This is a genomic window from Sphingobium sp. TomMM35A, from assembly GCF_054771735.1.
In genome coordinates this window covers 2,245,001-2,259,450 of the sequence record NZ_BSRC01000001.1, presented here as the reverse complement: position 1 = coordinate 2,259,450, position 14,450 = coordinate 2,245,001, and the positions used below count along the sequence as shown (strand labels likewise).

Annotated in this window: 13 protein-coding genes (1 of these 13 cut by a window edge); 7 read left to right on the top strand and 6 right to left on the bottom strand. The window is 62.4% G+C overall.

What is annotated here, in order from left to right; translation table 11 throughout:
• Positions 1-18 precede the first annotated feature (18 nt).
• On the bottom strand, positions 19-2,526 hold the full coding sequence (gene gyrB, locus ACYU8T_RS11390) for a DNA topoisomerase (ATP-hydrolyzing) subunit B (protein WP_247231967.1): 2,508 nt from the start codon (positions 2,524-2,526) through the stop codon (positions 19-21).
• 86 nt (positions 2,527-2,612) lie between these two features.
• Here gyrB and ACYU8T_RS11385 point away from each other — a divergent pair, with 86 nt between their 5' ends.
• Both ACYU8T_RS11385 and yczR read left to right on the top strand, forming a co-directional pair.
• Positions 2,613-3,074 (top strand): hypothetical protein, encoded by a 462-nt coding sequence (locus tag ACYU8T_RS11385; protein ID WP_461159494.1) that lies wholly within the window; start codon positions 2,613-2,615, stop codon positions 3,072-3,074.
• 146 nt (positions 3,075-3,220) lie between these two features.
• Positions 3,221-4,684 carry a MocR-like transcription factor YczR gene (gene yczR, locus ACYU8T_RS11380; protein WP_461159493.1) on the top strand — a complete coding sequence of 488 codons (1,464 nt, stop codon included), beginning with the start codon at positions 3,221-3,223 and terminating at the stop codon, positions 4,682-4,684.
• Positions 4,685-4,870: 186 nt separating this feature from the next.
• On the opposite strand, the gene ppa is transcribed toward yczR, so the two are convergent.
• The gene (gene ppa, locus ACYU8T_RS11375; protein WP_097090516.1) at positions 4,871-5,413 is read right to left on the bottom strand and encodes an inorganic diphosphatase; all 543 of its coding nucleotides are present in this window, start codon (positions 5,411-5,413) and stop codon (positions 4,871-4,873) included.
• A 41-nt stretch (positions 5,414-5,454) separates the two neighbouring features.
• Positions 5,455-7,374: a M61 family metallopeptidase gene (locus tag ACYU8T_RS11370; protein WP_461159492.1), complete on the bottom strand. Its 1,920-nt coding sequence runs from the start codon at positions 7,372-7,374 to the stop codon at positions 5,455-5,457.
• A gap of 152 nt (positions 7,375-7,526) precedes the next feature.
• On the opposite strand from ACYU8T_RS11370, the gene hisS reads away from it, so the two are divergent.
• From hisS to ACYU8T_RS11350, 4 genes are all read left to right on the top strand, one after another.
• Complete coding sequence (hisS, locus tag ACYU8T_RS11365; RefSeq protein WP_201515457.1) at positions 7,527-8,804, top strand: histidine--tRNA ligase; 1,278 nt, start codon at positions 7,527-7,529, stop codon at positions 8,802-8,804.
• Positions 8,804-9,895 (top strand): peptide chain release factor 1, encoded by a 1,092-nt coding sequence (prfA, locus tag ACYU8T_RS11360; protein ID WP_097090513.1) that lies wholly within the window; start codon positions 8,804-8,806, stop codon positions 9,893-9,895. The genes hisS and prfA overlap by 1 nt, the downstream gene beginning before the upstream one ends.
• Positions 9,892-10,719, top strand: coding sequence for a peptide chain release factor N(5)-glutamine methyltransferase (prmC, locus tag ACYU8T_RS11355; RefSeq protein ID WP_461159491.1), 828 nt, complete (start codon positions 9,892-9,894; stop codon positions 10,717-10,719). Before prfA ends, prmC begins: the two co-directional genes overlap by 4 nt.
• Positions 10,720-11,143: 424 nt before the next feature.
• A complete protein-coding gene (locus tag ACYU8T_RS11350; protein ID WP_247231954.1) occupies positions 11,144-11,920 on the top strand; it encodes a DUF4167 domain-containing protein in 777 nt (258 codons plus the stop codon).
• A gap of 88 nt (positions 11,921-12,008) precedes the next feature.
• Here the strand turns inward: ACYU8T_RS11350 and ACYU8T_RS11345 are convergent, their stop codons facing one another.
• The gene (locus ACYU8T_RS11345; protein WP_097090510.1) at positions 12,009-12,386 is read right to left on the bottom strand and encodes an acyl-CoA thioesterase; all 378 of its coding nucleotides are present in this window, start codon (positions 12,384-12,386) and stop codon (positions 12,009-12,011) included.
• Complete coding sequence (locus ACYU8T_RS11340; protein WP_461159490.1) at positions 12,379-12,678, bottom strand: hypothetical protein; 300 nt, start codon at positions 12,676-12,678, stop codon at positions 12,379-12,381. Before ACYU8T_RS11340 ends, ACYU8T_RS11345 begins: the two co-directional genes overlap by 8 nt.
• Positions 12,679-12,752: 74 nt before the next feature.
• Between ACYU8T_RS11340 and ACYU8T_RS11335 the strand changes: the two genes are divergently transcribed.
• On the top strand, positions 12,753-13,181 hold the full coding sequence (locus ACYU8T_RS11335) for a CBS domain-containing protein (protein ID WP_461159489.1): 429 nt from the start codon (positions 12,753-12,755) through the stop codon (positions 13,179-13,181).
• A 1-nt stretch (position 13,182) separates the two neighbouring features.
• Here the strand turns inward: ACYU8T_RS11335 and ACYU8T_RS11330 are convergent, their stop codons facing one another.
• On the bottom strand, positions 13,183-14,450 hold the 3' portion of the coding sequence (locus ACYU8T_RS11330) for a lipopolysaccharide biosynthesis protein (protein WP_461159488.1). It continues 220 nt past the right edge of the window; only the last 1,268 of its 1,488 coding nucleotides appear in the window; its start codon lies beyond the right edge, outside the window; it ends in the stop codon at positions 13,183-13,185.

Here is a 14,450-nt window from a genome sequence, read left to right as displayed (position 1 = left end):
CGCTTCACTCTACCACAATCAGACGTCCAGGTTCGCGACGTTGAGGGCGTTGTCCTGAATGAATTCGCGGCGGGGTTCGACCACGTCGCCCATCAGCCGGGTGAAGATTTCGTCCGCCACATCCGCCTGCTCGACCTCGACGCGCAGCATCGAGCGGTTGTCCGGATCCAGCGTTGTTTCCCAAAGCTGCTCGGCATTCATTTCGCCAAGGCCCTTATAGCGCTGGATCGCCAGACCCTTGCGGCCCGAACTGAGGATCGCCTCCAGTAATTCGCTCGGCCGGGTGACTGATACCGCGCCTTTGGATACGACCGGCAGATCATCGTCACCAGCCTCTTCAGCGGCGGCCGCGGCCTTTGCGGTGACGAGGCGGCTGGTGGTACGATAGCTGTCCGCTTCTTCGGCGGCGATCGCGTGCAGCTTGCGCGCCTCGGCCGAACCTATGAAGCCATGTTCGATCATGTGGTGATCGGTCACGCCGCGCCACAGCCGTTCGAAGTGGAAGCCGCCTTCTTCGGCGATCCGCCCACTCCATTTTCCTTCTTCATCCTGCGCGTCCATCCAGCGGACAGTCGCGGCCAGCCGCTCGGCCTGGGCCTGCTGGCTGAGTTCCGGATCAAGCGCCCCATTGATCGCCAGCGCTTCGATAATGGCGGGATTATAGCGGCGCGGCACGTAGCGCATCACCGCCCGCATCCGACGGCCATGTTCGATCAGGTGACGCAGGTCTTCGCCCGAACGCATGCCGCCGCTCGTTTCCAGCGCCATGGACTCAACGCCATTGTCGACGAGATAATTTTCCAGCGCCGCTTCATTCTTCAGATACACCTCAGAACGGCCCCGCGTCGCCTTGTAGAGCGGCGGCTGAGCGATGTAGAGATGCCCCGCCTCGATGATCTGCGGCATCTGGCGATAGAAGAAGGTCAACAGCAGCGTGCGGATATGCGCGCCGTCGACGTCGGCGTCGGTCATGATGACGATCTTGTGGTAGCGCAGCTTTTCCAGGTTGAAATCGTCGCGGATGCCGGTGCCCATCGCCTGGATCAGCGTGCCGACTTCCTTGGACGAGAGCATCCGGTCGAAACGGGCACGCTCCACGTTCAGGATCTTGCCCTTGAGCGGGAGGATGGCCTGGTTATGGCGGTTGCGCCCCTGCTTGGCAGAGCCGCCCGCCGAGTCACCTTCGACGAGGAAGAGTTCGGATTTGGCAGGATCGCGCTCCTGACAATCGGCGAGCTTACCGGGGAGCGATGCGATGTCCATCACGCCTTTGCGCCGAGTCAGTTCGCGCGCCTTTTTCGCGGCTTCGCGCGCGGCGGCGGCGTCGATCACCTTCTGGATGATCATCTTGCCGTGACTGGGGTTCTCCTCCAGCCACTCCGCCATCTTGTCCGCCATCAGGCTTTCCAGGGGCTGGCGGACTTCGGAGCTGACCAGCTTGTCCTTGGTCTGCGATGAGAATTTGGGATCGGGCAGCTTCACCGACACGATGGCGGTGAGGCCCTCGCGCATGTCCTCGCCAGTCAGCGAGACCTTCTCCTTCTTCAGCATGCCCGACTTGTCGGCATAGCTGTTGAGCGTACGGGTCAGCGCCGCGCGGAAAGCGGCCAGGTGCGTGCCGCCGTCCCGCTGAGGGATGTTGTTGGTGAAGCAAAGGACGTTCTCATAATAGGAATCGTTCCACTCCAGCGCGACGTCGATCGTCACATCATCGCGGCTCCCCGCGATCGCGATGGGATCGGGCATCAGCGGCTGCTTGTTCCGGTCGAGCCACTTCACGAAAGCCGCGATGCCGCCCTCATAGAACAGCTCGACTTCCTTCTTTTCCTCATGCCGCGCGTCGATCAGGAACAGGCGCACGCCGGAGTTCAGGAAAGCGAGCTCGCGGTAACGATGCTCCAGCTTGTCGAAATCGAACTCGGTATGGTTCTTGAACGTGCCGCCGTCACCCGGAACCTTCTCGGTCGAAGGGAGGAAGGTGACGCGAGTGCCCTTCTTGCCTTCCGGCGCATCGCCGACAATTTTAAGCGGCGCCACGGCATCGCCATAGGCAAAGCGCATATAATGCTCCTTGCCGTCCCTCCAGATGTTGAGGTCGAGATATTCGCTGAGCGCATTCACGACGCTGACGCCCACGCCATGCAGGCCGCCCGAAACCTTGTAGGCATTGTCGTCCGAGGTGTTCTCGAACTTACCGCCAGCGTGCAGCTGGGTCATGATGACCTCTGCCGCCGACACGCCTTCTTCCTTGTGGATGTCGGTAGGTATGCCGCGGCCATTATCCTCGACGCTGACCGATCCATCGGGATTAAGCGTGATCAGGATACGGTCGCAATGCCCGGCCAGCGCTTCGTCGATTGCATTGTCGCTGACCTCGAACACCATATGGTGCAGGCCCGACCCGTCATCGGTATCGCCGATATACATGCCGGGCCGCTTGCGTACCGCGTCGAGGCCCTTGAGGACCTTGATGCTGTCGGCGCCATAGGCGTTGCTGTTGGGGCTGCTTAGACTTTCCTCGCTCATGCCCGAGCATATAGGGAAAGGCCCGCCGAAACTAAAGCGAAACATGCCTGCTTCCGCTTGAGGGTGGGGCGGTCTATCAGGGTGGCATGCGCGCCATCTTTCCCTTGTTTCTGATGCTTGGCGCCTGCTCCGACAGCAGCGACGTCCTGGAGGAGCTGCCCAACAGTTCCATCGCCGGTGCGCCGCGCGACGCCATGCCGGAAACGCGGCTGGAGGCAAAGATCATCCGTCCGGTGACGATCGGAGAAGACGGGCCTCGCCTTGATGCATGCGGCGCGATGGGGCAGGCGGCTCGCGTGGGCGCGAGAGGTCTTGCGATCCGCGCGGCCCCCTTTGCCGATGCGCAGGTAGTCGGACGGCTGGCAGAGGGCGGGCGCGTTCATGTTTGTACCCGCAGTCTCGATCAGAAATGGCTGGGCGTGGTCGTGTTGATGCCCGCTCCCAATGATTGCGGCCTGTCTGAACCGGTCGAGCGCAGGCAGCCTTATGAAGGGCCATGCCTTAGCGGCTGGGTCTCGAGCGCTTCGATCCGGTTCGTTGCGTACTGAAATGGAAAAAGAACCGGCCAGCGGGTTCTGGCTGGCCGGTCAGGGGACAAGGGTCTCGATCAACATGTGGCGCCAAATGGCCTTTTACAAAACGTCCATTTTTCCATAAGTGGACTTTGTAGATCCCGTTTGGATAACCATTGGCCATGGCCACCTCTGCCCTCCGTCCGCCCTCTCTGCTCCGCTTGCTTGGCGCCTGGCGTGTGGAGGAAAGCGCCGAACCAGCCTATCGCCAACTGGCGCAGGCGCTACGCATGCTGGTATTGGATGGGCGCGTCGGCTTGAATGTACGCTTGCCGGGTGAGCGGGAGCTGGCCGCTGCGCTCGGCCTCAGCCGTACGACTATCGCTGCCGCCTTCGATCGGCTGCGGGACGAAGGGTATCTCGAAAGCCGGCAGGGGTCGGGCAGCGTTACTCGGCTGCCGACGGGGCGGATGGAGGCAGAGCCGCCTGAACTGGATATGTCATCGCATGGCAATATCCTCAATTGGACCCATGCCGCTTTGCCCGCAGCCGCTGGCGTGGGGCGCGCCTGTAAGGCTGCCGTGGAGGCGCTACCTGCTTTCCTCGGTGAACTTGGCTATGACCCGCTTGGCCTGCCGCCGCTGCGCCGTGCGATTGCGGCACAGTTCGAGCGGCGTGGATGTCCTACCAGTCCCGACCAGATCATCGTTACCAATGGTGCGCAGCAGGGCTTTGCACTGCTGATGCAATGGCTGACGGGACCGGGCGACCGGGTGGTGATCGACCATCCGACCTATCATAATGTGATCCAGGCCTTGCAGCGCTCCCATGTCGTGCCTGTGCCGGTCGGACTCCCCGTCCAAGGCTGGGACATTGACGCCATGGAGGCGGCGTTTCGCCAGACAAGCCCGCGCTTCGCCTATATCATCGCCGATTTCCACAATCCGACCGGTCGCAGCATGGATCCGGCGACCCGGCGCGCCCTGGTCGCTGCGGCCGCGCGGACGCATACGCCGCTGATCATTGACGAGACCATGGTGGCGATGGGGCTCGATTTCCCCGCGCCGCCGCCAGTCGCGATCCATGATCCTTCGGGGCGGCAGGTTATCTCGATGGGATCAGCGAGCAAGATCTATTGGGGCGGCTTGCGGGTCGGCTGGATTCGGGCCGATCCGCAGACGATCGCCGCGCTTGGACGGCTGCGCACGACCATGGACATGGCAAGCCCGGTAGTGGAGCAACTTGCCGCCGCGCAACTGATCGACAGCGAGGAAGGGCTGGGGCCGCGCACGGAGGTTCTCCGGGCGCGGCGGGACCATCTTATCGCGGAGATCGAGAAGCATCTGCCGCACTGGCGCGTCGAATCGCCAGCGGGCGGCCTGTCGCTCTGGGCGGAACTGCCCCGCGCGGAAGCGACTGCCTTGGCCGCGATCGCGGAAAGCCATGGCGTGCGAGTTGCGCCCGGGCCCCGCTTTGGAGTGAGCGGCGCTTTTGAGCGGTTCCTGCGCCTGCCCTTCACCTTGCCGGAGGAGCAGCTGACCTTGGGCGTCGAGCGGCTGGCGGAGGCGGATGCGCGCCTCCATGCGCGTCTGCCGCGTGGGCGTGATTCGCTGGCGGCGGCGCTGGAGGCGGATCGGCTGATTTGAGGTGGGATCGGGGGCAGGCCCCGATTTAAGCATCTTCCCAGCGGAAGCTGGCATCTCAGGCCAACTTGCGCGCCATCTACTGAGATGCCAGCTGTCGCTGGCAGGACGGATTGGGGACGCAACAGCCTTGATGAAAAAGAGCCGCGCAGGACATATCCTGCGCGGCTCCTAACTCACTGCGCAGCTTTATGCCGCCTTCTTGTCAGCCTTGTAACGCTCGATCGCTTCCAGCGTGATCTGGCGAGCGTCTTCAGCGCCGCCCCATGTGCCGATGCGCACCCACTTCTGCTTTTCCAGATCCTTATAGTGGGTGAAGAAATGTTCGATCTGCTCCATGACGATGCCGGGCAGGTCGTCCTTTTCACCAACCTTGGAATAATAAGGGAATGTCTTGTCGTCAGGCACACAGACGAGCTTCTCATCGCCGCCCGCTTCATCTTCCAGATTGAGAACGGCGATCGGGCGTGCACGCACGACGCTGCCCGGGATGAAGGGCGAGCGCGAGATTACCAGCGCGTCCAGAGGATCGCCATCGGGCGAAAGGGTGTGCGGCACGAAACCATAATTGGCCGGATAGCGCATCGGCGTATGCAGGATGCGATCGACGAACAGCGCGCCCGATGCCTTGTCGAACTCATATTTCACGGGCTCGCCGCCAGTCGGCACCTCGATGATGACGTTCAGGCTGTTGGGCGGATCGTCGCCGACCGGGATCAGTTCGATATTCATGGACTTCAAAGCCTTTTGATGCACGTTGGCGTTGCGGGTGATTATGTCCTTGGTTTGAGCAGCCGGTCGAGGCTGCCGTCACCCTCTCCTGTCTTTTCGAGGCGCGGATAGCGCAGGCCGCCGGAATAAGCGAGCGTCAAAGTGCGGTAGTATTTATCCTGTTTGACGATGATCTGCATCGGCTGGGCGGCCTTGAGCGCAGCCTTGAAGACCTCGCCCGAATATTCATCGCCATTGATCGCGACGATCTTTGCGCCAGTGACCAGACCGGCCTTGAAGGCGGCGCTGTCCCAGACGACGTTGCTGATCTCGCCGTCACTCTTGACGATCATGCCGACGCCAAAGCTTTGATCGACATTCTTGCCTGCGCTTTCCGCCGCCTTGGTGAAGGCGTTGGGCGTGTCGCCATAGACGAGCTTGTAGCCGCCCATGGTGAAGCCGCCCTTGGGCGTTTCCCGCGTCGTACTGTCGACATGTCGGGTGAAGAAGCCTGCCCAATCATAGGGCGCGACGCCGTTCAGCGTCCGGATGACATCATCGCGATTATAGACAACCTGGCCCCAATCGCCCGGATTGATGCCGAAGAATGCCTTTGCAAAATCGTCCAGCCCCTTTGCACCGCGCGTTTGGCGGCGGATGATCGCGTCGGCCTCCAGCCAGATCATCAATCCTTCATTATAATAGTCCTCCGACCGCTGCCAGCTGGTCCAGCCCTTGGGACGGCGAGCCGAAATGATCGGGTCGTGGGTCGTATCCTCCATCGCCCGCCACTCACGGCCGCGCGTGGTGTCGAGCTTGGCCGCGATATGGGCATAGGCGTCGAGCGTTTCCTGCTTAGTGAACAGGCCAGACCGCGCGCCCAGCACATAGCCCCAGAACTGCGTCTGCCCTTCATAAACCCACAGCAGATTATCCTGCATCGGCACGTTGAAGTCGGGCGTCCACAAAAGGTCCGGGCGACGGAACTTGCCGTCCCAGCTATGGACGAATTCATGAGGCAGAAGGTTGCGATCCAGCAGTGCGTCGCTGTCGCTCCACTTCCTGAAATAGCCCGGTTCCACCTGATTCTCCGATGAACGGTGATGCTCAAGGCCGATGCCGCCCATTTCGTCGGTGATCGCGAACAGGAAATCATAATGGTCGAAATGATAGGCGCCAAACAGCGCCCCTGCTTCATCGACCAGCTTCTTGTGCTTGGCGATCTGGTCAGGCTTCGCCTCCAGCTCATCCGCCTCGTCGGCGACGATGTTGAGGGTGACGTTGTGGCCCAAGTCCACCGGCTTGAAATAGCGCCCGGCGAAGACCGGCGAATCCTGCAGCGCCTCATAGTCGATCGTCTCATAGGTGACGGTCGATCCGGTCTTCTGTCCACGCAAGGCGGTGGCCGCCTGCCAACCGTCGGGATAGGTCACTGTCGCCTGAATCGGAATCTGCCGCGTATAATAGCCTGCGGGGTAGAGCGAGACCGACTCCCATTGGATGTTCAGCATCTTGGGCGTCACCACGACCCGGCCCTGATTGGGCTGGGTAGCCGACAGGAATTGGAAAGATGCTGTGACTTCGCGCGTGCCCTGCGGCACGTCGATGATGAAGGCGTAGACGTTGAGCGGATCGCGTTTCCAGGTGACCGGTTTGCCATCGGCGGTGAAAGTCAGCCCGCTGATCTTCTCGATCTGCCCGCGCGGCGCATGATTGCCCGGCAGCCATTCGGGCACAAGTAGCGTCATAGGGCCGCTCGTCGCGACGGGAATATGCTCCTTTACCCGAAAGATTCTCTGGGTTGTGTCGGTCGCATCGACTTCCAGCCGGATCGTACCGCCGGGGTAAGGTACGTCGCGGGGCGCCGGAGCGGCGTCGTTCACTGGCAGTGCGGCAGGCTTTGACCTTACGGCATCCTGGGCAACAAGCGGGCTGATGATGGCGGTGGAAAGCAAGAGGGCGGCAGCGAGGCTGCGGATCATGTCTGTCTCCGAAAAAAGACGCGGCAGGAATGCCTTATGAAATCAGCATGACGAACCAAGATGACCGCGTCCACCCGGAAGAAGAGCGGCGACATTATGTGACAAAAAAGCGCGTTTCCTTGAGCCTTCTTTGCCGCTAAAGGCGCATCCCCATGGCGAAAATCGAAAATCCGCGCCCAAAGACACCCAATGCGGTGCGCGGCACGCAGGACATGCTGGGGGGCACCGCTGACGCGTTCCAGGAACGCTTTGCCCATGTGATCGCGACCTTTGATCGCGTCCGCAGGCTCTATGGCTTTCACCGGGTCGAAGTCCCGGTGTTTGAAGCCACCGCCGTATTCGCCCGTTCGCTTGGCGAAAGCACCGATGTCGTTTCGAAAGAGATGTACACCTTCGAGGATCGGGGCGGGGACAGCATCACGCTTCGTCCCGAATTCACCGCGGGGATCGCGCGGGCCTATGTCACCGAAGGCTGGCAGCAATATGCGCCGCTCAAAGTGGCAACCCATGGCCCACTGTTCCGTTACGAGCGTCCGCAAAAAGGCCGCTTTCGCCAGTTCCACCAGCTTGACGCCGAAATCATCGGCGCTGGCGAAGCAGGGGCGGATATCGAGCTGCTGGTCTTCGCCGACCAGTTGCTGCGCGAGCTTGGCGTTTCCGAGGGCGTCACGCTGAACCTCAACACGCTGGGTGACGCGCAAAGCCGTGACGCCTGGCGCACCGCGCTAGTCGCCCATTTCGAAGCGCATCGCGATCAGCTTTCGGAAGAAAGTCTCGACCGGCTGAGCCGCAACCCGCTTCGCATCCTCGACAGCAAGGACCCGCGCGATCGGCCTGTGGCGGACAGCGCACCCGAGATCGATGCCTATTTGACGGACGAGGCCCGTGCTTTCTTCGATAAGGTGACGGCGGGCTTGGACGCGGCGGGCGTCGCTTGGCAGCGCAACGCCCGGCTGGTGCGCGGCCTTGATTATTACCGCCACACCGCGTTCGAGTTCATCACCGACCGGCTGGGCGCACAGGGCACCGTGCTTGGCGGCGGACGCTATGACGGGTTGATCGAGAACCTCGGCGGCCCGGCGACGCCCGCCGTTGGCTGGGCTGCGGGCATTGAGCGGCTCGCCATGCTGGTGGATGCGCCGGAACCTTCCGCGCCCACAGTGGTCATGATCCCGCTGGGCGAGGCGGCGGAAGCAAGGGCGACGGGCCTTGTCGCTGATCTTCGCCGCGCCGGGATTATGTGCGACATGGGTTTTCGGGGGAATATGAAGAAGCGGATGCAACGCGCCAATGCTTCGGGCGCCTCCTGGGCTGTCATCATCGGCGAGGATGAACTGACTCGTGGAGAAGCGGGTCTGCGCGATCTGCGGTCCGGGGAACAGCAAGCCGTGCCGTTGGCCGGACTGGTCGAGAAGCTGACGGCTCTTTGATGCATATTTCCGCCGAACGCATCGCGCAGATCGAGGCGCGCCGGGACGAGGTGCAGGCGTCGATGACGCGTGCCGACCTCGCGCCCGAGGAGTTCGTGCGGTTGTCGAAGGAATATGCGGAGATCGAGCCGGTCGCGCGCGCCGCGCATGAAGTGCGGCGGCTTCGGCAGGAACTTCAGGCGCTCGAATATATGGCGGGTGGCGATGGCGCCGACGCAGACGCCGCGATGCGCGAGATGGCGCAGGAGGAAATGCAGCTGATCAAGAGCCAGCTGCCGGGCGCCGAGCGTGCGCTGGCCCTGCAACTGCTGCCGCGCGATGCAGCCGATGCGCGCCCGGCGATGCTGGAAATCCGTGCCGGAACCGGTGGAGATGAGGCTGCGCTGTTCGCGGGCGACCTGTTCCGCATGTATCAGCGCTATGCCGACGCCCAAGGCTGGAAGATGGAGATGATCTCCGCCAACGCTGCCGAAGTGGGCGGCTTCAAGGAAGTGGTTGCCAGCATCACGGGCGCAGGCGTGTTCGCCAAGCTCAAGTTCGAGAGCGGCGTCCATCGGGTGCAGCGTGTGCCCGTGACCGAAAGCGGCGGGCGCATCCATACCTCCGCCGCGACCGTCGCTGTCCTGCCGGAACCCGAGGAGGTCGATGTGCAGATCGCCGACAGCGACCTCAAGATCGACATCTACCGCGCATCGGGCGCTGGCGGGCAGCATGTGAATACGACCGACAGTGCCGTGCGGATCACGCACTTGCCCAGCGGCATCGTCGTGACGCAGCAGGACGAACGATCGCAGCACAAGAACAAGGCAAAGGCCATGCAGGTGCTGCGCGCTCGTCTTTACGAAGCGGAACGCGAGCGGACACAGAGCGAGCAGGCAGGCGCGCGCAAGGCGATGGTCGGATCAGGCGACCGGTCCGAACGCATCCGCACCTATAATTTCCCGCAAGGGCGCGTGACGGATCACCGCATCAACCTGACCCTGCATCGCCTGCCGGAAATCCTGGAAGGCGCAGGCCTGGCCGAAATCATCGATGCGCTGATTGCCGAGGATGAAGCCGCACGCCTTGCCCAGCTGGATGGCATCGGGTGAGCATCGCCCAAGCGCTCCGCGATGCGGCTGCGTGTCTCGACAAGGTCAGCGGCACGCCGCGCCTTGATGCCGAACTGCTGCTCGCGCACGCGCTGGGCCTGAGCCGGAACGCGTTGCTGCTTCGTCAGCAGGACCTGTCCGTGCCCCATGGCTTCGCCGCTCTTCTCGACCGGCGGCTTGGCGGTGAACCCATCGCCTATATCACCGGCGTTCGGGATTTCTGGACGATCAGCCTGCGGGTCACGCCCGATGTGCTGATCCCTCGCCCCGATACCGAAACGTTGATCGAGGCGGCGATCGAGCATTTCAAGGATCGTTCGCCGGAACGGATACTGGACCTGGGCACCGGATCAGGCGCGCTGCTGCTCGCGGCGTTGGATCAATGGCCGCGAGCGAGCGGGATTGGAGTAGATCTTTCCTCTAAAGCGCTTGCGGTGGCGCAAGATAATGCCGAACGTCTCGGGCTTGCCAGGCGGGCGTCTTTTCGGTTGAGGGATTGGGCGGAGGGGATGACCGGACCCTTTGACCTCATCCTGGCCAACCCGCCCTATATTGCGAGCGAAGAGGAATTGACCGGCGACGTGCTGCACGAACCCGCAAGCGCTCTGTTTGCGGGAGCAGATGGTCTGGACGACTATCGGCGTATCGCGCCCATGATCGCCGGGCTTCTCACGGACCGCGGCGTGGCCGCCATCGAGATCGGCCATGACCAGAGGGAAAGCGTGTCCGCGCTGCTTCGCGCGGAGGGACTTGTAGTGGCGGTCCGCAAGGACATGGCAGGGCACGACCGCTGCCTGATCGCCACTCGCCCCTCGCAATCCTAAAAGGCGAGGGCGCGCCGGAGTTGCTTCAAGATGGGAAATATGCTGGTTTTACCGCGCTATCTCGCGCCGCGTTGACGGCTGCGGACGACCACCCATGGGTTCGCCCGCCAAACTCACCGGAATCGCTTCGGCTCAAGTGAAAATTGCTTGGTTTATCTCCGCAAAGACACTACATGGAGAGCAGGGACGGCATTATCCTGAGGATCTGCCCTGTGGGGCTTAGCTGAGAAAAGGCCGTTTTCCCGCTCCTTCAAAGTCACGATGGCGCTGCTGCGCAGGCGCCTCTGGCAGCGTAAGGGCAAGGGTTGTCGCACAGCCCCTGTCCGGCGGAGCCCTACCCGGCCTGATGAGCAGGCGGTGTTTTAGGATGCGACTGAACGATGTTTTCAGTGAATGATGGCAAAGTGAACGCAAGGACCAGCTCTTGATCAACAACAGGCAGGCCGGTCGCCGTAATCGCGGCCGGAACAATAACGGACGTCCGGGTGGCGGCAACCGGGGCGGCGGCGATAGCGGCAACCGGATTGATAGCCGCGCACGCGGTAACGCGGTCCAGCTTCTCGAAAAGTACAAGAATATGGCTCGCGACGCCCAGATGGCGGGCGACCGTGTGAATGCGGAATATTATCTGCAGTTCGCGGACCATTATTTCCGCGTGCTGGCCGACAATCGCGCCCGGCAGGAGGAGCAGCAGCAGCGCTTCCGCCGTCCGGAAGACAATGGCGATTATGAAGGCGATGATTTCGACGCCCCGGATTTCGCGGGCGACGACAATCGTAGCGAACCGCAGCAGCAGTTCGAGCGTGGCTATGAAGGCGATCGCCGCCGCGATCAGCAGCGTGACCAGCAGGATAATCGCGACAACCGTAACCGCCGCGACCGCCCGCGCCGCGAGCGCCCAGCCTATGAAGTGGCCGAGCGGCAGGACGAAGAAGCCCCGGAAGCTCCGGCACCGGTCGCAGAGCGTGCGCCTGAACCTCAGGCTGAAACGGAAGCTGCGGCAGCAGCGGAAGCGCCCCGCGCCCGTCGCGGCCGTCCCCGGAAGGCGGATGTGGCGAAGTCTGAAGGCAGCGAAGGGCTCGACCTTTCCGTCCTGCCGCCTTCGATCGCCCGTGCCGACAATGACAGCGAGCCCGCTGCCGAGGAAGCGCCGCGCAAGCGTACGCGCCGCGCGCGTCCGGCTGCGGAAGCGGCGGAATGATCTAGCGTCTCGCTTCGGATAACGGCGAGATCGGATTTGAAGGGAGTGGCGTACGCGCCGCTCCCTTTTTCTTTTCGGCTGCGGCAATTCAGCGCGCGGGCAACACGCGTGGCCGATGTTGATCGTCAAGCGCGACGAAGGTGAAGATACCGCTCGTCAGGTCGATCTGCCGCTGATCCGTCCCGCGTGTCGCCACCACATCTACGCGAATGCCGAGGGACGTTCGACCGCGGCGTTCTTCATGCGCATAGACCGTCACGATATCACCAAGCAGCATCGGCGAGATGAACTTCATGCCGTCGATAGCCACCGTCGCCACTGCGCCTTCAGCCAATCGGCCCGCCACGATCCCTCCGGCGATATCCATCTGGCTTAAGATCCATCCGCCGAAAATATGTCCGTTGCTGTTGATCTCGGTAATGCCGGGCACCACCCGCAGAACCAGTTCGCCCCTCTTTTCAGTCATCGATGGATACCTCGTCCTTCAGCGGGTCCATGACCTGATCATCATGGCCCGTTCCACTCGAAAGGAATACCAAGGAGATCAGGCCGGTCCCCAGCATGAAGGTCAACCAGACGCCGATGACGGTGGCCAGGACCATGTGCAAGGGCATCGGGCCAGCCCATAGGCGAAGGCAGCCCAGTGCCACGCCAACGCACAAAGCTCCGCCAAGCGCCATCCAAAGCATGATGCGCCGAAACCGCCCCCAGGCGGTCGCTGCGATCCTTGGATCATCCAGGCCCTGTTTATCTCTCATCCCTTTTCTTTGGGGAACGAAAGTGGGATCATCAAGGGACGGACGCATAATGTCTGAACGCAAGGAGACGGGGCATGACGATCACCGCGATTCTGCAGGGCAAAGGCCATGAGGTCACCCAGGTCCGACCGGAGGACAGCGTGCTATCGGTAGTCCAGCTCTTGTCCGAACGGCGGATCGGCTGCGTGCCTGTTGTCGATGATGGTCAGGTGCTCGGGATTTTCTCCGAACGCGACCTCGTCCATCAAATTGCGCGAGATGGCGCGTCGGTGCTGGAACGCAGGGTGGGGGAGGTGATGACCGCCCCTCCCATAACCACCGATGACAAGACTCCGGTGATCCATTGCCTGTCACTCATGACGAAGAAGCGGGTCCGCCACCTTCCTGTTGTTGTCGATGGTAGGCTGACAGGTCTCGTGTCGATTGGCGACCTCGTCAAATTCCGGATCGACAGCATCGAATCGGAAGCAGCAGCACTGCGCGATTACATACAGTCGGCGTAAGTCAGGCGGGGGCGGGCTGCGGTGCTGTCCGCCTCACCACCAGGCTGACGAGTTCCATCAACGTACCGCGCGCGCAAAGCATCAGCGCGGCAAGGAAGGCGAGGGCGCCTGAAGGCACTAGGACGCAAAGCCGCACCAGTGCCGGCAGTGCGGGCAGTAGCGAATCGACAATCAGCACTATCCCCGCCATCATAATGGAACAGCCAAGGCCCGGAGCCGCAGCGCGAATCAGGTCCATCAGCCGCAATCCCATCGCTCCCCCGGCTAGGCGCGCAGTGACCGCGGTTAGCAACGGGAAGGCCCCAAGCCAGGCCCAGGCCAAGCCGATCGCGCCGAATCGAATGCCCAGCAGGAATGCGATCGGCATCAACACAGCCCCCACGGCGGCGATTCGCGCCGTAGTCCCAGGACGCCCGAGGGCATTGCTTACCGGGGCGAACATGACCTGCAGCGTCATGAACGGCATGGCGAGCGCCAGGACCGACACAAAGGGCGCCATCTCAAGCCACTTCGCGCCGAAAAGGGTTTCCACCAACGGCTCGGCAGTAACCGCCATGCCGAGATATACAGGGCAGGAAATGAGCAGCAGCAGCCGCACGGCCTTGCAGAATGACCATGCGATTCGCGCCGGATCCTTTTGCATCCGCGCATAGGCGGGAAAGGCGACGTCGTTCAGCGGGGGGATGAATTTGGACACGAAGATCTGCGTCAGAAAGAGGGCTTCGGCATAAAGACCAAGCTGATGCGGATTGAGCGCGCGACCGCCGATGAAGATATCCGCCTGGCTCTGGATGATCCAGAAAAGCTGGCCGCCGAGCAGCGACGCGCCATAGGCGACCATCGCGCCCGTACCCCGAAAATCAAAGCTGGGAATCGGCCGGAAGCCTGTAGCGATGATATAGCCCACCGCCTTGACCCAAAAGCCCGCCATGGGCGCAAATACCAGCGTCCACACGCCCCATCCTGACAGCGCACCTGTCAGGGCTACAGCGGCTGATGCCGCTGCCGCTATCAGGTTGACCAGCGCAGGCCGCTTGAAATCCAGCGCCCGCCCCATGAGCGCTTCAGGTATGGAGATGAAGGGAGTCGACAGGTAAAGCAGCGCCTGCACCCGCAGCAGGTCCGCCACCATGGGTTGGTCGTAATAATCGGCTGCCCACGGCGCGATCATCAGTTGTGCTAGGGCAAGGCCGCCGTTCAGCAGCAGCATGATGCCAAATGCCTGGCGCAGCTTATGCGAATCGAGCGTCTCCGACTGAACCAGCGCGC

What these genes read in the sequence shown, in the direction of transcription:
- hisS (WP_201515457.1), top strand. Translation starts at nt 7,527, where the DNA reads ATGGCGAAAATCGAAAATCCGCGCCCAAAGACACCCAATGCGGTGCGC.
- prfA (WP_097090513.1), top strand. Translation starts at nt 8,804, where the DNA reads ATGCATATTTCCGCCGAACGCATCGCGCAGATCGAGGCGCGCCGGGAC.
- gyrB (WP_247231967.1), bottom strand. Translation starts at nt 2,526, where the DNA reads ATGAGCGAGGAAAGTCTAAGCAGCCCCAACAGCAACGCCTATGGCGCC.
- ACYU8T_RS11340 (WP_461159490.1), bottom strand. Translation starts at nt 12,678, where the DNA reads ATGAGAGATAAACAGGGCCTGGATGATCCAAGGATCGCAGCGACCGCC.
- ACYU8T_RS11345 (WP_097090510.1), bottom strand. Translation starts at nt 12,386, where the DNA reads ATGACTGAAAAGAGGGGCGAACTGGTTCTGCGGGTGGTGCCCGGCATT.
- ACYU8T_RS11385 (WP_461159494.1), top strand. Translation starts at nt 2,613, where the DNA reads ATGCGCGCCATCTTTCCCTTGTTTCTGATGCTTGGCGCCTGCTCCGAC.
- ACYU8T_RS11335 (WP_461159489.1), top strand. Translation starts at nt 12,753, where the DNA reads ATGACGATCACCGCGATTCTGCAGGGCAAAGGCCATGAGGTCACCCAG.
- ACYU8T_RS11370 (WP_461159492.1), bottom strand. Translation starts at nt 7,374, where the DNA reads ATGATCCGCAGCCTCGCTGCCGCCCTCTTGCTTTCCACCGCCATCATC.
- yczR (WP_461159493.1), top strand. Translation starts at nt 3,221, where the DNA reads ATGGCCACCTCTGCCCTCCGTCCGCCCTCTCTGCTCCGCTTGCTTGGC.
- ppa (WP_097090516.1), bottom strand. Translation starts at nt 5,413, where the DNA reads ATGAATATCGAACTGATCCCGGTCGGCGACGATCCGCCCAACAGCCTG.